Origin of the sequence: Candidatus Pseudomonas adelgestsugas (assembly GCF_004124255.1) — a bacterium.
GTDB lineage: Bacteria > Pseudomonadota > Gammaproteobacteria > Pseudomonadales > Pseudomonadaceae > Aquipseudomonas > Aquipseudomonas adelgestsugas.
The window spans coordinates 1,432,772-1,458,728 of record NZ_CP026512.1 but is presented as its reverse complement, the minus strand read 5'-3'; the positions used below and the strand labels follow the sequence as shown (position 1 = coordinate 1,458,728).

General features: G+C 38.1%; 9 protein-coding genes. 3 read left to right on the top strand and 6 right to left on the bottom strand.

Annotated elements, in window-relative coordinates; translation table 11 throughout:
- The first annotated feature begins 1,410 nt into the window (after nucleotides 1–1,410).
- Nucleotides 1,411–2,889 (top strand): DNA recombination protein RmuC, encoded by a 1,479-nt coding sequence (rmuC, locus tag C3B55_RS03675; protein WP_129211567.1) that lies wholly within the window; start codon nucleotides 1,411–1,413, stop codon nucleotides 2,887–2,889.
- A gap of 3,788 nt (nucleotides 2,890–6,677) precedes the next feature.
- On the opposite strand, the gene C3B55_RS03670 is transcribed toward rmuC, so the two are convergent.
- A complete protein-coding gene (locus tag C3B55_RS03670) occupies nucleotides 6,678–7,880 on the bottom strand; it encodes an amino acid aminotransferase (protein WP_129211565.1) in 1,203 nt (400 codons plus the stop codon).
- Between the two features lie 5,584 nt (nucleotides 7,881–13,464).
- Here C3B55_RS03670 and C3B55_RS03665 point away from each other — a divergent pair.
- Nucleotides 13,465–14,394, top strand: a complete 930-nt coding sequence (locus C3B55_RS03665; protein WP_129211563.1) for a ketoacyl-ACP synthase III — start codon at nucleotides 13,465–13,467, stop codon at nucleotides 14,392–14,394.
- Between the two features lie 3,648 nt (nucleotides 14,395–18,042).
- Here C3B55_RS03665 and dsbD read toward each other — a convergent pair.
- The 4 genes from dsbD to minC form a co-directional block, all read right to left on the bottom strand.
- A complete protein-coding gene (dsbD, locus tag C3B55_RS03660) occupies nucleotides 18,043–19,746 on the bottom strand; it encodes a protein-disulfide reductase DsbD (protein WP_129211561.1) in 1,704 nt (567 codons plus the stop codon).
- Nucleotides 19,747–21,519: 1,773 nt separating this feature from the next.
- Complete coding sequence (gene minE / locus C3B55_RS03655) at nucleotides 21,520–21,774, bottom strand: cell division topological specificity factor MinE (RefSeq protein ID WP_129211559.1); 255 nt, start codon at nucleotides 21,772–21,774, stop codon at nucleotides 21,520–21,522.
- 3 nt (nucleotides 21,775–21,777) lie between these two features.
- Nucleotides 21,778–22,590 carry a septum site-determining protein MinD gene (gene minD / locus C3B55_RS03650; RefSeq protein ID WP_129211557.1) on the bottom strand — a complete coding sequence of 271 codons (813 nt, stop codon included), beginning with the start codon at nucleotides 22,588–22,590 and terminating at the stop codon, nucleotides 21,778–21,780.
- Nucleotides 22,591–22,792: 202 nt separating this feature from the next.
- Nucleotides 22,793–23,530 carry a septum site-determining protein MinC gene (gene minC / locus C3B55_RS03645; protein ID WP_129211555.1) on the bottom strand — a complete coding sequence of 246 codons (738 nt, stop codon included), beginning with the start codon at nucleotides 23,528–23,530 and terminating at the stop codon, nucleotides 22,793–22,795.
- Nucleotides 23,531–23,647: 117 nt separating this feature from the next.
- On the opposite strand from minC, the gene C3B55_RS03640 reads away from it, so the two are divergent.
- The gene (locus C3B55_RS03640; RefSeq protein WP_129211553.1) at nucleotides 23,648–24,589 is read left to right on the top strand and encodes a lipid A biosynthesis lauroyl acyltransferase; all 942 of its coding nucleotides are present in this window, start codon (nucleotides 23,648–23,650) and stop codon (nucleotides 24,587–24,589) included.
- 264 nt (nucleotides 24,590–24,853) lie between these two features.
- On the opposite strand, the gene C3B55_RS03635 is transcribed toward C3B55_RS03640, so the two are convergent.
- On the bottom strand, nucleotides 24,854–25,642 hold the full coding sequence (locus C3B55_RS03635) for an outer membrane protein OmpK (RefSeq protein ID WP_129211551.1): 789 nt from the start codon (nucleotides 25,640–25,642) through the stop codon (nucleotides 24,854–24,856).
- Nucleotides 25,643–25,957: the final 315 nt, after the last annotated feature.

The window sequence follows — 25,957 nt, the reverse complement described above, 5'->3', positions numbered from 1 at the left end:
TAGCTAAATTTTGTTAAACACATTATCAATAAGTTACTATGACTCACTACAGAATGTAGTCAAGTTAATGCTTAGTTAATAATCTAGTTAACAGTCAAAAATAGTTTTGACCCTGGAATATTAATCTAGATACATGCATTAGTTGCTAAAAGCAACATTATTAAATTACTTGACAGTAATACTATCTGCGATTGATTAGATGAAGATTTAGTAAAAAATCACCTAATTGAACATGTTAATATTCTGTATATATAGCCGATAAAAAAAGAAAAGCATAGTAGCCATAATAGCTTCATGGTTCATCTAGAAAGTTGCGATAAATTAGCACTCTAAATGGTGGCAGCTAGAGATCTACCAAGTTAATAGTCTGTAAAATAAAATGTTACAGATAGTCTGTCTTGATCACTTTTCATTAAGTAGCGCATGTAATTTGATTTTACTTTTATCTAATGTAAAGCATATGCTTGCTATAAGCAAAGACAGCAGATAATAGTATAGCCATAGCAGTTAGTGCACTTTCTAGCGAAGGCAAATAATTGTAGGCATAAAGTAAGCAATAAATAATAAGATTGCTTGTATTGGCTTTAGCATTAGTTCGCATGATATCTTGTAGTAAAGCTGTATGGAAAACTTACGCAGTTTTGAAAAGTCTCCTAACTTGACTTATCAGTAAACTTTTAGACATATTTTATAGCAAAAGCGTTATTGATCATAATCAGTATATAAATGGTTATGCATATGAATTGCATTTCATATAAACTATCATAAAGTTTCGCAGTTTATCTATAACACATTAAATTAACAGTAATATTTACTTATTCTGAATAAGAAATATAATTAGTTTGATTGTGTATTATACACTGTAGTGTTTTACATAAATGAAAATTAGTAATTTACTAAATTATCTGTGACTTTTATGGATGATCTCGAGCGTGTTTTTTAGAGCTGGAGCGTAAGATCTTCCTAGATTTATATTTGCAAAAAGCAGACTGGGTAAGTTTCTTTTTTACTGTACAATATTATATGAAGCTTTGCTTTATATAATATTGTATTAATCACATTCTTAAAGTTATTAAAGTACTTAGGCGTTTATCCTTATAGAGTTGCCTTTTTTGGTTGTGCGACAGCTAGCATCTGAATCACAATATTAACGTCAATCAACTTTGCAGATTTACGTAAGCAGCTGACTACGTATATGAGTGGTTGCTTCATAGACTTTCTCAAGCATGACTATGCACTATAACTGCGGCAACGTCAAAAATTTGCTGTACAGATTACAGGTTGTTACGTATTGTCTGTCTACGCTAATTTTATTGTGCTTAACTTGCGCTCGGTCGGTTTTAAGATTTAGCTGTTCTTAAGTCTTGCGCTTAGTTAAGCTTGCTGTTTTTAGTGATGACATAAATAGCTATGGTGTTTGACTGGACCAGTTTTGCTTTAGTGATTACCGGCACTGCCGTGCCGTTATTGGCCGTATGTTGTCAAATGCAACTAAAGCTTAATACACGTATAGTGGACTGTAAGTTACTGGAAGAACGCCTGACTACCGCGCAGTTGCTCCAAGAAGGACTGCAAATACAACTTGATACTTGTCACGATAAAATAAACAAGCTTAGCCAGGCCAATGCTGCTAAACAAGCTGACTTGGCTGCTATGCGCCGTGAAGCAGAATTACTGCAGATCAACTGCGATCGTGCCCGTGACGCTGCTAATGCCTGGAACCTTGATTGTAAAACTAAAGAAACTGAGCTGCGCCGTCTTGACGCATTATCGGCAGCTTTGAACGCCGAACTGCGTGAACAACAAGACAGCCACAAACAACGCCTCGCCGATCTTCAGGGTTCGCGAGATGAGTTACGTGCACAGTTTGCAGAGCTAGCCGGGAAGATCTTTGACGAACGCGAGCAACGTTTTTCTGAGACCAGTCACAAAAGCCTTAGCCATTTACTTGATCCGCTGAAGGAACGTATCCAGTCTTTTGAAAAACGCGTAGAAGAAAGTTATCAGAACGAATCACGCGAACGCTTTTCTCTAGCAAAAGAGCTGGAGCGTCTACAGCAACTAAACCTTCGACTATCTGACGAAGCTACTAATCTAACCCGCGCTCTTAAAGGTCAGAAAACCCAGGGCAATTGGGGCGAACTAATCCTTGAGCAAGTACTAGAGCATGCTGGGCTAGAAAAGGGTCGTGAGTATCAGACGCAAGTTAGTCTCAAAGGGTCTGACGGTGAACGCTTTCAGCTGGATGTGCTGATTATGTTGCCAGGTAATAAACAGGTGGTGGTAGACTCTAAGGTAAGTCTTACGGCTTACCAGCAATATGTTGCTGCAAATAGCGAAGCAATTAGTCAAGCTGCCCTCAGGCAGCATGTGCTATCCCTGCGTAACCACGTCAAAAGCTTGGCCGGTAAGGATTATAAGCGTCTAGAGGGGTTGCATAGTTTAGATTTCGTGTTGCTATTTGTATCTATTGAGGCAGCTTTTTCTGCTGCTCTTCAGATTGAGCCGAATTTATTCCAGGAAGCGTTCGACCATCATATCATTATTGTTAGCCCAACTACGTTACTCGCTACCCTGCTGGTGATTGACAGCTTTTGGAGGCATGAGCGTCAGAATAAAAATGCCAGGGAAATTGCCGAGCGCGCTGGCTGGTTATACGATAAGTTCGTGTTGTTTATTCAGGATTTAGATGAGGTTGGCAGTCGTCTGCAACAGTTGGATAAAGCTTATAGTGCAGCGCGAAACAAGCTGACGGATGGGCGAGGGAATCTCGTTGGTCGTATTGAGCAATTAAGGTTGTTAGGTGCTCGGGCCAGTAAAAACCTGCCGGCTAATTTGCTTGAGCAGGCGATGACTGATTCGGACAGCATAGCGCATCTGTTTGAATAAAATGAGCCAAAATATGAGAGTTCATTTACTTGTGATAACTGTTGGTCAGTCAATCTCTCTATTTTAAACTATTGGGTACATATAAAGTATGGAGTACAGTTATTCCAAAGAGAGGTACTAGCTTAAAAACTACCTGTAGTTATCTTTAACTCAGTGCTAATTTCGCTGTGGTTTAAGTAGTAAATCCACTAATGTCAATTGCTAGTGTAGACCATCGATTAATAGCGTACTATTTTTTCTAGTGAGTAGCGATTCTATACCTCATAACCTTGTTGCATAGATAGATCAAATATTACTGTTTAGGTAGCTCTATTTATGAGTTATGCATGCTAACTGTGCGTAGCCTAGCATTAACTTATTATTTTAGATAATCTTGACTTGTGGATTAATTGAGTTATGAGTTAGCAGCATGCGTATACTACATGTCTTGCCTGTACCTAGAGCCATGAATATATAAGCTAGGTGAACCTGACAGGTTATCAATTAACCAAAAACCTCATGGTTAATTGATTATCGTTGATATTACTAACGAGGTGCGCCTTTCTTTGTGCTAATCTAGTAGTTGTCCATGCGCTGATATCTTTCTAAGATCACTAGTACTTTATCCACTAAAGTACATGAATTAGTTACGGGTATTACGTTATCTTGGTCGTAGTCCTTATGGTTTGATATAACTAAAATTCCCACTATCGGTCATGATAGCCTGTGTCTAGGCCTAGCTTACAATTGCTGAAGATCAGGTTAATGTTATAGTTAATGCATGGAAAATGCATGTTATTCAGCCATATTTAGTAGTGCTCTAGTTTCTAGAATCTATCATTGATGCGCATATTTAGTAGGTCATCATCACCAATACGCACATTCGCCATACTTTAAGTAGTATAAAACGATAGATTACTGTACAGAACTAGATTGATATTCTGCGCTTAAGCCTAAATATAAGTTATTCCTCAATACTGTAAGCCTATATCTAGTTACCGATAAAACTGTAGTTAACATTTTAGCGGTCATTAAATCTACACCTGTGCTAGCTATTCGGAACCGATATGGTCGTTTCCGTTTATACGGTAACTAGCGCCTAGGTTAAATGGCTATTACTGTTGCCTGTTTAAATATGTAGCATTTTATTTGCTTAAAGTATTCTAAACATATATGATATGCCCATACAGGATTTGTAGCTACCCTAGTTTTGGCGGTCCGTACCCATGGTTGCATACGGCCTATATATTACGCGTATATGTCAAGGATTCTAGTAGCACTATAATTAGTGTCAATTATATCCTTGTATAGCTAAAGCTAGCCATATCATAAGTGGCAATGGATGATTGAATTGTTATATCTACGTGATACAGAGGCTTGAGTAATTTTTCAGGATTAAGCATGGATATGAACGTGATAGTTTAATAAAACACATTCACAATCGTCGGTAGTTATTTGTAATAATGCAGCAGCAAATTAATATTTGCAACTATATTAATATCAATGCCTATATTGCTTGTTAGATCTAAAGGAATATTATTGGTTATTTTGTTTTCTACCAGAAAACAACTGTTAAATTTTACATGGGTAGATACCGCTAAGATTGACATCTTAGCTAACATAGATTATTTGAGGTAAACAGGTTCTGTCAGGCAATACTTTGTCACTGGTAGTCATGTTAATTGTTACTGCATGCAACTGGATTGAGAGCTTCTTCAGGTTAAGCGTGTTGCTGATTTGAATAAATATGCTTTCTAATAGTAGTGTAATATTTTGGCTCTAAATAATGCTAAGAAACATTCTCAGATTATCGTTTTCGTATTAGTTAAGTATTTGTTTGATTGTGCAATGTTAGTTATTCTATTTTTGTTGCAACAGTATACTTTGCCATGTTTTTTTGTAATATGATAGCAACAAAACGATTTTAGAAAATTGTCTTGCGATAGCATCAATAAGGAATGGTAGACATAATGGTAAACATGACAACAGGTGTCGCACCATAAATACTGATAGTTGAACATTGCAATTCAGTAATATAAAGATATTTGATCTGCTAAACTGGTTATGTCAACAAACCAGCCAGCTTAAATCCATCAACAAACTACAATCTTCATTACTTGATATACCTTATGCTAGTGTTTGCCGTATACCGTGTGCTGTGAGGCTAATCTTACAATTATTACGTACGCTTGCTGACGATCTATTCGTATAGCATTAGATTATGACCATGGATTGTATTATTTCGTATTAACTGTGACAGCATGTCACTCTATAAGTGCCGGGCTGATAGTGGCTTCCTTGAAAGCTAAGATGCTTAGATAACGCGTATATTATTAGATCTACCTGCAGTGCAACTTTAGTGGTTTAACGACCTTAATGTTTAAAACTGATACAGTCACCGTAGTTTTGTTTAACTAAACCACCGTAACCTATAATTGTTTATATGTTCATCAAGTACTTCTGCTGTCACTGGTAGCAGGCAAGCTATAAACAGCTGAGCTTTGGCATAGTACGGTCGGTATTGCTAAAATATGTCTGTAGCTTGCACAGCTAAAGTTTAGCGTCATTAGCGGTTCAACGTGGCTTAGCACTCCAGCAAGTACTTTATTGGCCCGTGAATAGGCTCATGGAATCATTATCTATTCAATAATTACAGTGAATGTTGAGTACTTAGCAAGAACAACCATAGGATAATAATAGCGACATTAGAAACTTTGATAGTAATTAAGAGAGCTACCAAGTGCCGGTAATCAACAGTTCAGCGATATGTGCAAAGGTAGCAATTTGTAAAGATTTAGAGAAATAGTCGCTAGATAAGGTGTATCAATCGCATCATAGATTAGATGCTTACCTGGCTTTAGTCATTCTAACGGATGATCAGAGCTGTCCAATAAGTGTCATATCTTGCTGGCAATTAGCGTAATATTTACTTGGTTCGTGCGTTAATTATTGCGCGAACTGGTTTAGATAAGTGTTTAGAGCCATTCACTTCTATATTTATATGGTCACATTAAGCTTTAATGTTGTCTACGCTTAGTAATAGTTGCAGGCAGGCGATCCTTGGATGTAGTAGCGCGGCATGAGATTCTAATTTTTTATTATTGGCTACTTTAAGTAGGCTAGTTATTAAAATAGTAGCGCTAATCTACAATGCCTGATTGAGGTAAGCAATACAATCAGATTGATTCAAGATTGTTCTGTTGGTAATCAAGCTATCCAGGTGTACTACCTAATAAAGTACTTTAGAAAATGCCAGTGACTACTATCTTAGTAAACGGCAAGGTATGCTGTAATCGTCGGCAGTCAGTGTTTGCTAGTAACATCTCGCAAGCAATTTCATGTGATTACTAATTATTATTATCGTTAGCTGGCATTCCTTAGCTGTTTTGCTTACGAGCTTGATATTAAGCTAAATCATTAGTTATATAACTATTGCAAAAGGTGTGACCATTGTCATTTTGCGCTGTTAGTATACTTAAAGTTTAAAGTTAAAAAGATGGTAAATTTAATTAATAATTTTAAAAAACAATAATTTATAAAGTAAAACTAGATTTTAGCTATATTAATGTGGCATACCAATACATTTCGTAGGCTGAAATTTACAAGTTTAGTGAAGTTAGATTACTTGCAGTACATCGGATAAAATCGCTCACAGATGTAGATCTAGCATCTTAGATAAGATATATTCAGTAATATCAGTTATCGGATATACAAAACAAAGCAGTATAGTTAAAGGTTTAGGTGGTTGCATGTTATAGGTCAACACAATCTAAATATGAAAGAAGACAAGCTGGTTACCGTAATTTAATTTATTTGCTGCAGTTAGAAACATCTGCGATGGCTTGTGCCAGAATGGTTAATCGTGTCGCATCAATACCGGCGATATTAACTCGCCCTGAACTGACCATATACACGCTGTACTTTTTACGTAGTTGCTTGACCTGCTCTGCGCTTAGGCCGGTATATGAAAACATCCCGCGTTGTGTGTCAATATGAGCAAACTGCTCAACTAATCCGTGTAGCGCTAGCGCCTTTACTAGTTCTGAGCGTAACTGAATAATTCGTAAACGCATAGCTTCAACTTCGTTACTCCACACCTGTTTAAGTTTGGTGTCAGCTAGAATAGTTGCGACCACTGACGCACCATGATCTGGTGGTGTTGCCCATAGATTGCAGGCAATATTAGCTAATTGGCTGCGTACGTTAGAGAGCTTCTTGGCGTCCGCAGAGCATACAATTAGCGCACCTACACGATCGCTGTAAAGACTAAAATTTTTTGAACAGGAGCTAGTAATCAGAACTTCTGGTAGCTCTTCTGCAAATAGGCGTACCGCCCAGGCATCTTGCTCTACGCCATCGCCAAAGCCTTGGTAAGCGAAGTCGATTAGTGGCAATAATTGACGCTTGCGAACGATCTGCAGTACTTGCCGCCAGTTATTTTGAGACAGGTCAAAACCGGTTGGGTTATGGCAGCAAGCTTGCAATAGAACCACGTCACCCTTAGGTATGGTGGCAAGTGTTGCAAGCATTGCGGTTATGTCTAGACGATTATGAGTACTAACGTACTGATAGTGGTTAACTGTGAGGCCTGCCTTAGCAAAGATGGTTTCGTGAATCGGCCAAGTTGGGTTGCTGAGCCATACATTGCAGCCTTTTAGGTTGTGGTTAATAAAGTCAGCACTTAGGCGTAGGGCGCCAGTACCTCCTGGAGTTTGCGTAACACTGACGCGCCGATCGTGAATTAGTGCTGAATTGGTGTTTAGTACTAGTTGGCTGATCAGTGCGCCAAAGGTTCGGTTGCCATGACTGCTGATGTAGGTCTTGGTGATTTGCGTCTCCACTAGGCGTTGTTCAGCAAGTTTTACTGAGTGTAAAATAGGCGTAAAACCTTGGTTATTTTTATATACGCCCACGCCTAAATCAAACTTGTTCGGGTTATTGTCTTTGGAATAACTACTCATTAACCCGAGAATTGGATCGCTAGACACGCGACCAATAGCATTGAAGTGCATTACTTACAGCCTCCATGGCTTCTTTATCCACTTCATTATTGCTAGTATTATCAATAATAATGAAGTTGTTGCGGTGCGAATTTAGAATCAAGTAGTTCCACAAACTTACGGTTGCTCAGCAATACACTATGAGTGAGGCCAGAGCAATAGTCTTCGGTTTAGTAGATTTTATTTATTGCACTAATGCAGACTACAGAAAATTCTAAATTTTAGATATGCAGGTGTCTTGAATTCAAATATTTTTATTTTTAGGCTAATGGTATCGCCATAAAGCAGTGCGTGGCTAAGGAATAGATACCTGTTTAACTTTCATTTAAGAAATGCCAATGCAGTTTTAGCTTAGGTGACAATGTTAATTGTGTGCAAGCCCTAATGTATGCCATGTTAATCAGGCTATAATTTTGCTTGCGCCACTTTAGGCAGTTGCTTAAGCTTTCGGTAAAACGAAAGACAGTGTGTGCTAGATTATTTATAAGATAAAGTTTACACATTTTTCGAGGTGTATTTAAGACTTAATTCACAGGTTTATGTAATAGACAAATACACGTTTGTTTTAGCTGTTATAAAGTATCTTTATCATAACCACATTAGATCTGCGGTATATTCACCAAACAGAATTCGATAACTGCTTAAATAAAAGCGCGCTAGATATACTAGTTAAGATTTTTGGTGGCTAATTCAAACTTGCTGTAGGGATAATTAAAGTGTCAAATAAATACTTGAACACTAGCTGGCATTGGCTAAATTTTTTGCGAAAAAATATTCGGCTTGTGCTGGTAGCTTAAGCCTGTGGCTGTTTCGAATAGAGATTCGTCAATAATAACGAAATTGTGTTAACACTCATTTCCAATGCATGTATTGTCTGCTCTTAGACTAGTTTTATTTACTAGTGCGTATCAGTTTAGTGATTTCAACCGTTTTTCTTGGCCTGTTGGTTTGTTTATAAATATTTATCTTCATAGTTAAATATTTGCCTGTATTATTGATGACTTTGAGCATAAGAGCTAACTGCTAAACGATTAAAGACGTTGCTAGCATTGCTACGTGTACACTCTACTTAATTCATTAGCTGCGGTCTGGTAAGTAGGAGCACACACAGTAGAAATTTATCTATCAGACTAACCAAATTATATTTTTGGCTATAGGCTTTTCAAAAAAATATACTATAGCAGTTCAGTATTAAGGTGTTGACTAGCTCTAGCAACGTACAGTGTAATCACTTTGCAATTATATGGATCATTAATGATTTATCAGTGCTATCAAGGTCGAGTGAATTGGCTAATATATCACGATAAATGTGCTGTCAGTCAGCATGTATTATAGGTAGTGCTGCAATTAAATGCACTATGACTAGCGGTCTCAGGTATAGCAACATGTCTAATTTTATATTGCGACCGTATAAGTAATATGCTTGCTAATCGATTCATCGATAAGATCAACGATACATGCTTAGGCCTCGGTTATCGGTGGTAGCTTAATCAACGTCACTTAGTCACTCTACTCAAATCATTTGTATTGACTATATATCAATTTTAAAAAATCTTGAAGTTAACCTATGTTAGGCCACAGCAAAAACCATTATCAACTTATGCACTAGTATAAATTATGACTAGCGAGGTCGTAGTATTGCCGCTGTTGATGTGCTAATGCTCAGCAAGAAATTGAGCCGATATTTGGCTCAGTTCTTAAAGCTAACCCTGAATGAGAATATCTGTGCGCTAAACTAGGATAGCGCAGTGCTAAAATTGATTTAGTAGCAATCTCTAAGTTATGAAACATAGTCACCTATTTTACAGGCTAACCTAATTATGATCTAGAGGCCGTCATTATGGAAATACACAAGAACTAATTTACTAGCACGGCTGTACTTATGAATTTACTATAGTTAACACTAGCTAGGGCTTAGCATCGACAAAAATAGTGCAAACAATATGTATGTGGTGGTGTATACGAAATATATAACCAGTCATTAGCGGTTTTAATAGCTAATAAAATGGTGACTTTAAGTTTAGCTGACAACTGATACGCAATATACAAAAGAATAAGCTGGTTTCAGCCAAGTTGTAGATTTTGCACAGCCTCTTAAGCATGTCGATGTACCTACTAAAATTATAGATAGCACTAAAGCGGATGGATCTTTGGGTTGTGCTAAAGCCTGACCACCGTTAGAGCCAGTGAAAACGCATGTAGTTTGTAGGATAAATGTGTTTACCATACTACTCGTGACTAAGGTCGTAATCGAGTGTATTGTGATCGATCCAAAGTATTTATTGATCTAGACTGCCATAGAGTCTAGTTAGTATAAATCAGTAATGAATTCTGAAAATTGTAGCAGCAATCATAATCTGTTTTATATAAAGCCGAGCAAAGTTGGCTTATAAGCTCATGAGTGAGCGTTGTACTGCTGGTGATGGTTAAGAAAATAACTAAGTTTATATTTTATGGTTTATAATAAAACCACTTCTATAATTTGATATTATTACTATATAGCAATTATAGCTATAAAAAGTTGCGAAATTAGCAGATTATCAAAAATAATCAGTGTGCACATTGCATAAAATCTTTATAAATAACCAATTTAGATCGGTACCAGTAATATTTCGTAGATAGCAAAAAGATAAGCAATTATTAGAATTACGTTTCTATGGCGTGAATATTAATTTACAAGATGTAAAGTATATTGTATTTAATGTCTCAATGTCAGAGCTTTACTCTATTTAAAAATTAATATAATCATTCAGTAGTAATCATTACTATTACCAATAACTTTACAGATACTAGTATTGGTAAAGCACTAATAATGCTATCGCCAAATAGTATGTGTTCGTATTTATATACGGGAAGTGGCGCTGCCCTAGCTACAGTGCAGCGCATGTATAATTAGTTTTAGGCGTTATCTACCAGAGCGGTGCTGCGCTGAATAGCGATATCAAAGCGTACACAGATAATAGCGCAGTAATCAATAAGTCCACTTGCCTTACTGCACGAGTAGTAAGTTTTGACTACTTAGTAAACTAATATAGTGATGCCTTGTAATGTTATCTGTGCAGTCAATGCTTATCACTAGAGTCGAGCTCTTAGCAAGGATTTATAATATTATTTTTATATGGTTAACTCAGTATATAAAAGGCATAAATACCAAATATGACTAATATTAGTAATTAAGTTAATAAGATGTCTTCGTCAATTGTTTCGCTGAACAGTAAAATCACTACGGTTTATAGCTTCTTGACTAATGTCTCAGCCTAGCTTGCTAGATACACATATCAAAATAGTATATTTGCTCAATAAGCTAATTGGTATGATCTTAACTAAGAATAACAGTTAGCCCAGCATTACCACGTGTATTTACTAGTCGTTAGTAGCAATTAGTGTCGCTATATGATTTTAGCTGTGTCGGGTAATGTTAGCAGTAGTCAGTACATTATTCAGCTGTATATTAGCTATATACCGATAGAAGTTTATAATGTAGTTAGTGGTGTTAGTATGAGTAGTTAATTTGGTTATTACAGTGATGTGCTAATGTCAATTAGTATTGATTTAAGTTGTATTGATATTGCTATCATTGATACTATCAAAAGCTAGTTGAGTTATAGTGTTAATCTTACGTCGATTTTAGTGTTTAGCTTTTTAGCAACATTAATAGCGTCGTATCGATTGTTCAGAGAGGTCAGTTATGATTCATGCAAATAAGCGCAGGTATGGGCAACTTGAATATGACCATAGCGTCAACGGTAACTAATATAACGTAGTGTTTTCCAATGGTTCAAGCCATAAGCTTGTTTGATGATATTACTGCGCTCTAGTTAGGAGTAAATTGATAGTGTTACTCTAAAGTTGAATAGTAAATAATAGGTAGCGATTGGTGGTAGCTTCAAGATCAGACTGACGATTATACGTGTTATCAATATCAATATCATGGTCAATTTTAAAAAAATTAGAAAAAACGCACATTTTGCTATGCCGCACAGTTAGCAATGCTAGTACTGCTAACACTAGCGCTTGACTTGGCGACACATAAGTTAGTGATTGGCTGCGTGTTAATAGTCAACCTAGACAGAGGAGGCTGGCAATACAATTAGATTCTATTAGTGCAACAATAGTGCTGCCAGAGCTTATTAAGTTTGCGTAAACAATATTAAGCACATGAATTAGTGTTTTTTTTGTAAAAAAAGTATCAAACAAGTACGTATTTATACATAATAATAATATTACTAGATTTGCCATAGCAAGTATACAAATAACTATTTTTGTATGGGTGAAGGTTTAGAATTATACTGGTTTATGTATATGCATTCATATAGCCATTGGTTTCGCACTGCAAGCGTGGCACGCTCAATTTCAGCAACAAGGTGTAAATACTTGCTGCGTAAGTTAGTGTGCTTACAGGCCACGTGTTAGGTTTGTTCAAAACCAAGAATTTTAGTAGCAACTAAATATTCTCCTCAGCCGAGACTGGTACGCTGACTTATAGTCATAACAATGATTATATTTGTGTCTGATTAGAGTTATGATACACCGTTGACTCTGCAAGTATCGAATAACCTGCAAATTTATATTTACGATACTAGTAAAATCTAGCTTAAGAGTTCCTGGACTCTTAGACTTGATTAACCTCTGGTACAGCCTATCACAATAGATTTATCCGATAGCCGGTTATATAAGCTAGCCTTCTCCAGTAGCACTAAATATATCGTAATTGATAAAAAAGAGTGATGATATTCTGAGATCGCTAGTAACACAGTACGTTTGATTACTGCCAAGGAAGACGCTTCCAGCGTTAGTTTGTTCATGATTGAGTTTGATATTAGCCTACATTTTGAGATGGATATAGCAAAGAGTGTGCTGCTTAATGCGTTGGTAGTAAGCGTAGGTTTTATGTATGTAAGGTAGATAAGCAGATAAGGTAGTTCATGTACGGTAAATAATATTTTTACGGTTTAGTTAACCAGTAGTCTGAGTGACTATCTATGTTGTTAATACGCTTATGTTGTTGGTAACTAGTTTACTATCAATAATATCAGATAATAAGTATCTGAATACTCAGGATAGTTTTAGGCAATATTTAGGTCTGATTGACCATGTATGCAACTTGATTGATACGTACAATAACGCTATGGATATTCAGGGTTATAAAATACTAGCTTAAGCTTAGCTAGCACTTTTACTATGTCATCTCTAGTTAGCGTTAATATTTAGCATGTTGCTATTGACCTGATATTGCGCTAGGTCTTGCTGTAAGCTTAGTAACTGTTTTTTTGTAAAAAACCTCTTAGTTGGGCTTGTTTGATTGTATGTATTAGATGACAAATTATGCGATTTACTCTGGTCATAGGATAAGTAGGTCGTTGTTTTTCTATTGGAGGGAAATGTTGCACAGCTTTGTATAAAACACTAAAAATTGAGTTACCTATGAATCATAAAGCGCATTTTTACTGTGTCATGTGAAAAAGATAAGTCGCCTACGAGTCTTTACGTGGCAGCTTTCAGCGAAAATTTTACGGGGTTTACCCCCCCTTTATTGTCAGCGCTCTAGGCTTAGCTAGAGGGATGTCATCCAGCTATTTAGTATTGGGAAGCCACAATGATTGGCATAAAAAGCATCGCCAGTTACGTGCCTGTAGACGGGGTCGACAATTACGCCCAGGGCGTTAAATTCTCTAAAAATGAGGATTTTATCATTAGTAAGATTGGTTCAGCGTTTCTGCCACGCAAGGCTGCTACGCAGGAAACCTCTGATCTATGCGTTGAGGCGATCAATGCTTTGTTTATTAATAATCCTGATTTGAAGCGTGAAGCCATCGATGCACTAATTGTTGTAACTCAGAATGGCGATGAAGAAGGCTTACCACACACAACTGCTATCGTACAAGCAAAATTGGGTCTACCGACGAATGTGGCTGCGTTTGATATCTCCCTTGGTTGCTCCGGCTACGTCTATGGTATTTATGCAATGAAAGGTTTCATGGAAGCTACTGGTTTAAAAAACGGTTTGCTTATTACTGCTGATCCATATTCGAAGATTATAAACCCGGAAGATCGCAACACTACAATGCTCTTTGGTGATGCCGCTACCGCTACTTGGATGGGTGAAAGTGCTACATGGTTGCTCGGCAAGTCTAGATTTGGTACGGACGGTTCCGGTGCGCCGTACTTGAAGGTTAGCGATGGAGTATTTTTTATGAATGGTCGTCAGGTATTTAATTTTGCTTTGCTTAAAGTGCCGGCGCATTTACACGAGTTACTAAACGACTCTGATCTTAAAGCTGACAAGATTGACGCATTTTGTATTCATCAAGGCAGTGCGGCAATTGTAGACGCTGTGGCTCGCCGTTTCGAAGGTGTACCAGTAGAGAAATTTATTAAGGATATGGCTGGTACTGGTAATACGGTATCATCTAGTATCCCTCTCCTGCTAGAGAAGCATATGATAGATGGTGACTGGAAGCGTATCGCCATAAGTGGCTTTGGTGTTGGTTTGTCATGGGGATCAGCGATTCTTTATCGCCAATAGTGTATTGGCAGCATAGTATGCTAAAATGCCCAGGACTTTTACGCCTTAGGCATTTTGGTGTGAATCAGGTTTTAAGCTATCCTAAATGTTTACATTATAATTAATAGGTTGATGCTAGTAAAAAATTTAAAATACGCTTAACTAATTTGTTTTCTCGATGATAATCATCCGGAATATTTCCTGGACCTATACTTGGTAGGTGCCAGTGCTGGCAGCCTTATAAAACACTACCCACGAGAATTGCGGCATGATTTTATCAATACTAACAACGCTTCCTTTGGCTATCAAGAATAATCTCCAGCAAGTTTTTGGCGTCTTGTGAATGTTTAACTTTATGAGCAGCCAGGCTAGCTAGTTTAGCGTTGCGATTCAGGTTACCGAGGACTATAAGTTAAACTTATATGAAATATTCAGTTTTTACTGCTAAATTGGCCGCTAATAGTGCTAGCAGCACTGCTAGCAGTAGAACTTGCTGGATAGTATTATAAATATTTGGTTATTCTATATTGTCATTAACGCCTATCAGAATATTGATATAAATATTTGTAACGTTATAGCTAATGGTACTAGTTTACAGCATCTAAAAAATAAGGTGTTACTTGAAGCAAAAGCTGGTATCGTCAGCAGCGTAAGTAACATTCTTGGTTGTAGTGGCAGTTAGATTTAAACAAAACTTACTATTACTTTTAACGTTTCTTACCAAACAGATCAATGCCTATACACATAGCTCTTTCACTAGCCATAGTCACTTACTGTAAGTAATGTTGCTTGGTGTGTTGTTTATTTCACTGTTATATTAATGTTATATCTTCAACATTGATATAACTCTATAGATATTCGTTACCAGCAGTTTATTTGCGTAGTTAACACTTCTGACTTCGCTGAGTCACTTACACTAGCCAAGCTAGTCACTAGTATCAGCTACCATTCGACAACAATGCTATAATTAGTCAGTAATGCAACATTGATGCAATCTTTTTAAACGACTCTAGTATTTACTCGTTAAAAGGTAGAAGTATAATTCATTTATTAGTAGATGCTAGTACTTCTGTTAACTCAACTAGACGTTACCACTATAATACTAATATTATCCTGCTGCAAAAAGTATAGAACTCTATTTACGTGGTTATTAAGGCGATTTCGAATATTGCATCATTGTTATGTTTATCTCGGTTTTGCACAGAACCATGTAGATAATTTCAGCGCTGCTTGCGGTGAGATTTAGTATGCTCACTATAATGTGAAAACTGTTTAAGCTTGAAGCAGCAACATCTTACTTATTTTTTTTTGCATTGATCATGGTGCAAGACATAGATATGAGAGTAAAGTGCTGACTTACTCGTCAGGCATCAACGCTGCAGAACGTGCCTGTCAAGCGCTGCTATAGTTCAAGCAAGGTAGGATTTAAAAATATTAGATTTAAAGCAGGTAGTTATAGATATTAATAAATTTATTTAAGTTGTTTAGCACTAAACCTAAGGTTTTCCTTGAATTATGCCACTCATCAGGCAGGCAGTAGTGATTGAGGTAATTACGTTTAACCTCAGTAAGTTAATTCGCTAAATCTATTCAAGAATTATATTAAAATTTACCTGAAAACTTCATAAAGTCAGCAATGTATTGTGTAAAAAGTTCTGGGCTAGTATCAATTTTGTCGTAGCTGCTTCTTGTATTGCAGTCTATTTTCAATTAATATATTGGCCAGTTACTGGCACATCAAAGCTCCTGACTTAATTTATTATAAATACTAATTTAAGCGCAGGTAGTACGGTTGAAATTAATATAAAAAAATTTTTGGTACTACGCTATAAACTACCACATTTAAAATCTTCTTTTACATTCTTAAGCATTTGAGATTCCATGGCTTAACTGCAGTGTTAATGGATAGTCAGATTATCTATTTTTTATAATAGTTAACTAAAGTTAAAAATTAAATGTACTGGACGATGTCTTTGGCTTATAAATAGTAACTGGTCATACGGTTTTTAATCTTTACTAAAACTTACTAATTATCGAAAAATATCTACACGAATGGTGTCGTCATACCTGCCTATGTATACTTGTTCAGTCATAGAAACTACCTTATTGCAAAATAGTTCAAAGGATATTTAACTGATAGCTTCTATATATCAAGCAATAACTATGCCTGATAGTAATCATAATTAAATATTATGCGCTAATTTTATATTGTCGCGCATGATGTAATCATGCCTCACTCTTTTTCAGCGATTCATTATTTTCTGATGCTAGTTACTAATTCTTCTAGATGATATGGTTAGTAGCGAAAAAGCTAAGGATTAGCGCCAGTAGAAGAATGAAATATATTGTTATCTTACATAACAAATGTATTGTGTTTCAAGTTATAAGCGAATTTAAAACTTTTAACTGATAAGCGTTTTACGCGACTATACCTATCCTATAGTTATCATTATTTTGATAAATACTTATCACGTAATGCATACTAAACGAGTTTAAGAGTTTACCGATAGCATTGGGATATTAAGATTGCTAATATAATAACTAGGCTAAATCTACTCTCTAACCACTAACGTCAAGCTTGATTACATGGTCTACTAACAATTAGTGAGCTACTATTTGTAGTATAGCTCAAATTACTTGGTGCTGCATAATGCGCTGGAAGCTAACGTAGCTGCGAATAAAACTAAAATGCTAAAAGTTGAAAAGCCAGCTCCAGGATAGCGATTTTAAAGTGTAGTAAATATTTTTACTAAGTCACATATGTTGTTCTGTCTATTTAGAAAACTCCACAATGACATGTGCCTCTGAAGGAAGTATTAGAGCGTAGTAAGGTTAGTAAATCATATTGCTTGGATGGTTGCGAATAAAATTGCCGCAGATAAGATGAATTGGTTAAGTAATTTAATGGCTGGACTGTAAAAGTTACAAAACGTGAATCCTAGTAGGGAGCGACCATTTACTTAAATAAATTTAAAATATTTGTCTGTTGATCTGGTGATGATACAACCTTGATGTTGTTGCAGGCACATTTATCTTTTAGATAGATGATCGTTGTCATCAGTAACAATTTTATCTCTCCACACCACTAATTTTATATTGGCATTGAGCTTAGTTTTCATATTTTATTGTGGCTTAGCCAGTTTTCGATTTTAAGCTAGAGTAGTTGTAAGTGTTAGCGGTTAGGTATGGCTGGTATGTAGATATATGTGAGGTGTGTTATTTTTCTTGTAGCGGCAGTATGGTTGTTTTGAATGGTTTATGGTATATGGCTAAACTTGATTTAAGGTTGCTCACCAAAGTAGTAACCGCAGATCAGGCTTACCATTGGTGTTCTGCGTGCTTTCTAGTATTGGTATTTCGCTATCGGTACGTTGCAAACCAGATTGCCTATAGCTTGATTACTAGCCTGGTAGGCTTTGCGGTCGGCTAATTAACTATATTCACTATATAGTATATAGTAAAATTGTATCTGGTAGCTGTGCTTTCTTGTTTTACAGGGTTTAGGAATAAGCTAAATAGCACTGCTTCTTAATTTTACTAGTCATACATCACTACACTTTGACTATCGGCATAATAAAATTATAGCGCTGATCAGCAAGATATAATTCATGGCAATGGCAGAAATGTCAATATCTGTGGTTAACATCAACGCGCGTCTTGGGTTTGCCTTCAGTGTTGCAGGAAGGTAGTAGCATTTACTTCGCCGATGATGCGTTGGGCGCGTCGTTCTTCACCGTCAGGGCCAATCCACACAAAGCTTGGTGGCCCTGGTACCTTATAGTAGCGGAGTAAATCGCGGCTAGCGGTGCTGTTGGCCGTGACGTCTAAGCGTAGCAGGCGCACGCCTTTAAGGGCATTTATCACTGCAGTATTGCTGTATACCTGTTTTTCCATGCTTTTACACGACATACACCAGTCAGCATAGTAGTTCACTAATACCCATTGGCCTTGGGCCTTAGCGCTGTAAAGCTGGCTTTGTAATATGGCTAAGTTGTTGATTGTCGTAAACATAACATGAGCACTAGTGGTGTCACTAACTTGTGCGTTGCTGTAAATCTTTATTGGTTGCCATAGATCGTTGCTGCCACCAGCTGTGCCCACTACCAGTGCTGCGCCACATAAGCTAAGCACCATAGAACTAGCACCAAATACCTTGGTGTTCAGGTCGCATTTGTTAGCTAATGTCCAGACAGAACAGGCAATTATTAGCGCTGAAGCGCCCCATAAGCCGAGGTACAGGTTTTCACTTGTAGCTGGGCGAATTATTAGCACGGCGACGCCTAGGAATGCAAAGCCAAAGATACTCTTAGCCACATTCATCCAAGTACCAGGCTTAGGCAAAAAGCGGTTCCCTATGGTTACAAACAGTAACAGTGGGAAACCGACACCGATACCCATAGCAAACAAGATAAAGCCACCGTATAGTACATTACTACTTTGGGTTATGTACAGCATAGCGCCGGCTAGCGGTGCAGTCATGCACGGACTGACTAATAGACCAGCCAGCGCACCGAGAATACTAGCTCCAACTATAGTGCCACCCACTTGTTTGCGACTAATATTATCCAAACGATCACGCATGAAGGACGGTACTTGTAATTTTAAAAAACCGAACATTGACATAGCCAGAATTACAAATAGCGCGGCTAAACTACTCAAAATCCAAGGTTTTTGTAGTGTTGCGCCGAGGTTACTGCCTAATAGAGCAGCCAATATGCCAAGCGCTGCGTATACCATGGCCATGCACAATACATAGCTGCTCGCCAGAGCAAATCTACGCCGTAGGCTAGTGCCACTACCCACTACTAGGCCTGCAAGAAGTGGCAGTATTGGCAATGAACATGGGGCAAATGCCAGCAATAAACCAAAGCTAAAGAATACTAGCAGGTTCCAACCTAAGCTGCGTTTTTGAAGGCTGTTAGCTAGACTTTGGTCATGGGCCTGCATAGTAGCAGTTATAGTTTGGTTGCCGCCCAAATTCACAGTAATTGACTGTGGTGGGTAGCATAATCCTGCATCGGCACAGCCCTGCCAGCTAAGTTTAACCTGGCCAGCAGTATTAGCAGGAATCTTCACTTCTAGGTTTTGGTAATACACTTGTTGATCACCAAAAAACTCATCGCTGCGGGCTTTTCCTTGCGGCAATGCAGGGCTTTCCGTTAAGCCATCGAACTTCATGCGTTTTTGGTAAAGATAATATCCATCAGCAATGTGCCAATATAACTGGGTCTCGCCACTTTCAAGATTATTAGAGATAAATGTAAAAGCCCTGTCTACTGTTAAAAAATCAGGTTTGATTTCGAATAGGTTGCTGGATGAGGCCTTAGCGAATCCCATAAACAACACTAGCATCAAGGTAAATAAATACTGCATAGATAAAGCCTTAACTTAACGCAAGTTAGACACACAATATTATGGTGTTGATTAATCTAGGTTTACTCTAAATAAAGCATATATGTTTTCACGGAATGAAAGTAGTTTAAGCTATTGTACTGTTAATGATTCGTATCATTCATGAATGGTTAATTATGTACAACCATAAACGCTGTTGTGCTAGTTATGTTAACAGTGGCTAGGTTCTACATTATAGTGCTTTACCTAAATCAGCACGACGAAATAGCTTTAAATTGTTATAACAATAATGCAAGTTATGAGTGATTAAAAATTTTAGTGCTTATTTTAAGCGCATGCAATCTGGTAAGTAATCTCGTCGAGAGCTTGCAAACTAATACTGGCGACTATTTTGCTTAAACTCTTTAACTTACACAGATGTGTTACGTTTTTATAAAACGCTCAGGCTTAGGGTTGTTGTGGTGCACAACTACTCTGATCGATCATAGTTAGTCATCCTATGACCAAGGTAGATGGAGCACTATTTAGCCAATTAACTGGTAGATCTAGCGATCACGTCTCTTTGTAATCCATTGAACAATATGTTGGAATATAATCATTCAGGTAGTTATCGAAAATATAAAGTTAATGTTGAGTAGCGCGCTAACCGTTATGCATCTTAAGTGACTTAACCACTATAGTGAAAAATATTTCATACAAGACTTGTCGGGATTACCTTCTAAAGATCTTTAGAAGGAAGTAAAATATTTAGTTCTGCTGTCTTCACTAGTACCGATATAAGTAAATGCGACGCTGAAACTGATGTGTGTCAATGGTTGTGGCAAGGTGTTGTTGTTTTATGGGTGGGTATCACAGCTTGAACCAAGATGCACCGAGTCTGATTGATAGGCCTGACCTGAATAAACTACCTGGCGCAGTGTTTAACCATGCCGCATTATTTTTTCATATATTACTATTATCTTTATTCGTTGTAGCTGTGTAGTACTTAAGGCGTGCAGGTAAGTTATACATTAATCTAAGAAAATCTTCTTACCAGCCTGTAATCTAGTAGTGCAGTGATCAAAGCTGATTTGTATTGCCTACGCGGTATACTTCGCATCACGAAGTGAATCGTGGTTCAGATATTGAATCTTTATAAGCATTTATAGCAATTCAAGTTATTCTGATCAGATGGTTATTTAAAATATGATGGTATCATTAGCTGGCTCACTGGCATACAAGTTATCATTTAGTAACGGATGTCTGACAGTCATACATATACAGCTTATGTGTGTGGGCACTAGGTGGCTTGCGTCAGTTCCATGCGGTGATCGGTTGTTTGTACTAGTTGAATATCTTCAGGAGAAGTTTAGCGTGTGTTTGCCAAATGCGTGGTCAACTTATTTGGCGTAGTTGAGTGAACTTGTTATTAGTGCATAAGTAAGTTCGATACTTTCATTATCTGGTACCGGTTAGTCCTGGTTAAGGATTGGACAATCTATAGCCAGTAGAGTCATTTTAAGCAGGCAGTATGACTACCTAGATTTCCCATTATATGTAATTAACGATGTAGTCGTTAAGGGAGTTGTGTTCTTTCTGGTAGTTAATTCAGTAGCCATTATTATAATATCACTTATGCGACTTGGCACTAATGCCAATAATAGCTACTCGCTTACTGCTAAGACAGTGTCGTCCTAATGTAGGATATAGATATAGGCTTAACATATGCATATTAAATACTAATGACGGGTAGCCAACTGAGTATCTCAAAAGCGACCAAAGCAATCAAGCTGCTTGTGGCTATCGCTTTGTCTCTTAACGATCAGATAGGATAATATTGAGTTCTAGAATTGAGCAACTGCCATCATGTTCTAGGGCAATATGTACGTCATCATTGTTAATATTAGCATACTTACGTATTACCTCGACCAGCTCTTTTTGTAAAATTGGCAGGTAGTTCAGTGTACTGCGTTGGCCTCGTTCATGCGCTACGATAATCTGTAAACGTTCTTTAGCTACTAACGCTGTATTAAACTTTTTATTGGCACGAAATGAGTTAAACAATTTCATTGTTTAGTTGCCTCCAAAAATACGCTCGAAGAATCCCTTTTTTCTGACATCTAGGAAGCGATATTTTACGGTTTTACCCAATAATCGATCGACAGCATCACTGTACGCCTGCCCGGCGTCACTTTGGTCATCAAGAATCACTGGAATGCCTTGGTTGGAAGCTTTGAGGACCGCTTGAGATTCTGGAATGACGCCAAGCATTGTTACTGCTAAAATTTCGTTTACGTCAGCCACACCGAGCATTTCGCCGTTACTAACGCGCTCAGGGTTGTAACGGGTAAGCAACAAATGTTCCTTGATTGGGGCTTCGCCTTTTTGGGCGCGCTTAGACTTGCTAGCCAGCAAACCTAGCATACGATCAGAATCACGTACCGAGGAAACTTCTGGGTTGGTCACAATGATCGCTTCATCAGCAAAGTACATTGCTAGGTGAGCCCCAGCTTCAATACCAGCAGGGGAGTCACACACTATGTATTCGAAAGTTTCCTTCAGCTTGTCGAGTACTTCACCCACGCCTTCCTTGGTTAGCGAGTCTTTATTACGGGTTTGACTAGCGGCCAGTACGTAAAGGTTCTCAAGGCGTTTATCCTTAATGAGAGCTTGCTGTAGGCTAGCTTCGCTATTTACCACGTTGACAAGATCATACACCACGCGACGTTCGCAGCCCATGATTAAGTCAAGGTTGCGTAAACCAACGTCAAAGTCAACAATTACTGTCTTGTGGTCTCGCAAAGCGAGGCCGGTACCTATAGCAGCGCTTGTAGTAGTCTTACCCACGCCGCCCTTGCCGGATGTCACCACGAGAATCTTGGCCAAGGTATTTTACCCCTACTTAAGGAAAAAGACTTTTTTATTTGATGCAAAAACATCTATTTAAACTCGTTACAGGCGGACAGCATTTATAAAAAATGTAGTTTTTTACATGGAAATACAAACTTCAGATTATTTTTATGCAAGTTTTGCCAATCTTACTTTTTATCCAAAATCTAAATATTTATAGAATACTCCCCAGTATCTGTTAAAGGCGGAGTATGTTCAACACATTACCAGACAGGCTAACTTGTGCTCTGGCTCCCCACAGTGGATCACGACGCAAATCTTCTGAAACTTTATACTGGCCTGCGATAGATACTAGTTCTGCAGTTAATTGTTGGCAAAAAATTCTGGCCTTGATATTACCATTTATGCCAGCAAGGGCACGACCACGCATTGGGCCGTATGCATGGATGTTGCCATCAGCGAGTAGTTCAGCGCCAGAGCTGACCGGGGCAATTACTACTAAATCGCTATTCTGGGCATAAATTTGCTGCCCGCCGCGTACCGGATAAGTAATAATTTTTGTAGGTTTGACAATAGATTCCGGCGATTTTTCTGGATTTTCCTTTACTTCGCTTTCCATCAGGTCGAGCAGACGCTCGCGTACATTAGATGGCGGTAATACTGGTAGTTCAATGGCGATTGCTGCGGTAATATCTTCGATACGGCTAGCACGAATCGCCAGGGTGCGCAAACCATGCGAGCGGCAAATACGTAGCAGGTTTGGCAAATCAATTGGGCCATAGCAAGATGGGTATTTATCCAGCGCTAGCACCAATGGTGCATTTTTAAAAAAGCTTGGTGCTAGCGCTATCTTAGCGCCGAGCTGGCGGTCCAGGGTGTCTAAGTCGTTACAAGCCAGTTCCAATATAATAATAGCGAGTATGCTGCCTTTTAGCAGGAATACAGAATCTTGGTTTAGCGGTTTGGTTTGGCTCATGGTCGGCAACAGCAGGTTGTTACGAAAGTATCAAAATTTATAACTAGAGTATTTACGGGCTGTAAGGTGAGTCTAGCATTGCAAAATGCGCAGTCCTTATTCTGATTGGAATTTATAATGGATAGCCCGCATTTTCGAGTTGTATTTCTTCACTGGCGTTTTTGGTTGCTATGGCTAGGACTAGGCATGCTCTGGTTGATTAACCAGTTACCATATCGTGTACTGTTAACTATCGGCCGCTTACTTGGCGTAGGGATGTACCGAATGGCCAGTAATCGCCATTGCATTGCAAGGCGCAACCTTGAGTTGTGTTTCCCTGAAAAGTCTTCTGGGGAGCGTAAAAGGCTGCTAAAGGAAAACTTCGCGTCTACCGGTATCGCCTTCTTTGAGATGGCTATGAGCTGGTGGTGGCCTAAGTCGCGTTTGGAACGTCTCGCCCATGTTGAAGGGCTTGAGCATTTAAAGCAGGCTCATCTAAATGGCAAGGGTGTAATTCTTATGGCCTTGCATTTCACGACTTTAGAGATCGGTGCGGCTTTGCTTGGGCAAAAGTATACCATTGATGGCATGTACCGTGAGCACAGTAATTTATTATTCGACTTTATCCAGCGCCGAGGTCGTGAGCGGCATAATCTCAACTCTATAGCAGTAGAACGTAACGACGTACGCGGTATGATTAAATTGCTGCGTACTGGTCGCTTCATCTGGTACGCGCCAGATCAGGACTACGGCGCTAAGCAAAGCATTTTCGTGCCACTATTCGGTATTAAAGCAGCTACTGTGAAGTCTACTAGTACGTTTGCACGCTTGGGTAAGGCACTGGTAATGCCGTTTACTCAAAAGCGTCTTACCAATGGTAATGGTTATTGTTTAGTGATCCATCCACCGTTAACTAATTTTCCCAGTGAAAGCGATGAGATTGATTGTATGCGTATTAACCAGTGGATTGAAGCCACGGTACGCGAATGTCCAGAGCAATACTTGTGGGCTCATCGACGCTTTAAGAGTAGGCCGCCTGGTGAGGTTAAGTTATATGAAAAATGCCGTCATAAGCCATGAGTTACTTCTTGTTTTTCACTCTTTTTAGATTAAATTATGTTGTTTGGTAGCTTAAAGAGTATTAAGTCAATTTGCTGCCAGGCTTAGTCTTACAGCAAATTAGTCGTCAGCTAATCGAGATTAGCTGACGACTACGTAAGAAGAATGATGACTAGTTATTGCATGTATGTAAATATAAATCAGGAGGTAAACTAGTCCATAAAAAATATAGTATATCAGATGTACTTTTTAGTACATCTGCGAGATAGCAATGTTTATTGTTTATTAAAAGTGGTATTTAACTAAAAAATTTGTTGTATTTTGGTTGGTTTTAATGGTGCCGTTGTCATCAATTCCGTACTTGTTCTTCCAGAAGTCGTATTCGAAACCTACATATAAGTGTTTTGCATCCCAATGTAGTGCCCTACCAAGGTCATATTTAATTTGCGGGTTAAAGTGCAAGTTGGCGTGGTGTGTGCCACGCTGGTTTTTGTCGTTATTGACCTCCCAGTCTATGTAACCATCAATCAATACATCTGAATTGCCTATAGGCATAGTGTAAGCCCATACTGGGGTAATCTGCCAAACATGGTCACCTGGTCGATCACCTGTTGGGTGACGCTGATAAAAGTTTAACTGAAAGTAGTCAAATCCTGGCACGTTTAAGTCAAAACCAGGACCTACCAAGTAGGTAGTATGATTATCTTTACCGAACTCATAAGTCATTGCTAGCAAGACATCTTGTATCAGTCCAAATGATATTTTTTTGTTAAAAATTTTGCTAAACGACAAGCGTGGTGTGAACTCACCATAATATGTATTTGATCCGAGGCTATTATCTCCTTTACCGTTATACAAGACATGGTCGATAAATAAGAAGTTATCGCCGTACTGCCATGCGTCTACATGTTCGAAGAGAGTGAGAGTTTGCTGGATTGAAGGGTTAATTGTGAAGCTATTGCCATACAGATATGTTAGGCTATTGTTCTGCCATTGCAATAAGTCTCCAGCTATAGTTTGCCAGCTAGCTAATATGGATCCTGCTAGTATTAGGCTTTTAAACATGAATTTCATTAAGTGGCTCCTAACTTAAAATTATATGGTTTTTATGTAGGCGCTTTGACATGGCACTTTTATAGGTCGCCGCAAAAATTATCTACCTAGTTAGTTCATGCTTGTAGTAAGATCTATGTTGATGTGCTTTAAAAGCTAAACATCCTTATTCTTTGTGATTGTGTGCGAACAACAATGCGATACTTAATTTGTTTGATCGGTAATAGTAACGATGGTTACTACTGTAATAAGTTAGGTAGTGTAGATAAGCAGCGTTCACTGCATTGTTCCTTCTTGTTTGTAGTGGCCAGTATTGTGTGTGGTCGAATAGTGAAA

Bases quoted from the DNA above. Each gene is read 5' to 3' on its own strand.
- C3B55_RS03670 (WP_129211565.1), bottom strand. From the start codon at position 7,880: ATGCACTTCAATGCTATTGGTCGCGTGTCTAGCGATCCAATTCTCGGG.
- C3B55_RS03640 (WP_129211553.1), top strand. From the start codon at position 23,648: ATGGATAGCCCGCATTTTCGAGTTGTATTTCTTCACTGGCGTTTTTGG.
- C3B55_RS03635 (WP_129211551.1), bottom strand. From the start codon at position 25,642: ATGAAATTCATGTTTAAAAGCCTAATACTAGCAGGATCCATATTAGCT.
- C3B55_RS03665 (WP_129211563.1), top strand. From the start codon at position 13,465: ATGATTGGCATAAAAAGCATCGCCAGTTACGTGCCTGTAGACGGGGTC.
- minC (WP_129211555.1), bottom strand. From the start codon at position 23,530: ATGAGCCAAACCAAACCGCTAAACCAAGATTCTGTATTCCTGCTAAAA.
- rmuC (WP_129211567.1), top strand. From the start codon at position 1,411: ATGGTGTTTGACTGGACCAGTTTTGCTTTAGTGATTACCGGCACTGCC.
- dsbD (WP_129211561.1), bottom strand. From the start codon at position 19,746: ATGCAGTATTTATTTACCTTGATGCTAGTGTTGTTTATGGGATTCGCT.
- minE (WP_129211559.1), bottom strand. From the start codon at position 21,774: ATGAAATTGTTTAACTCATTTCGTGCCAATAAAAAGTTTAATACAGCG.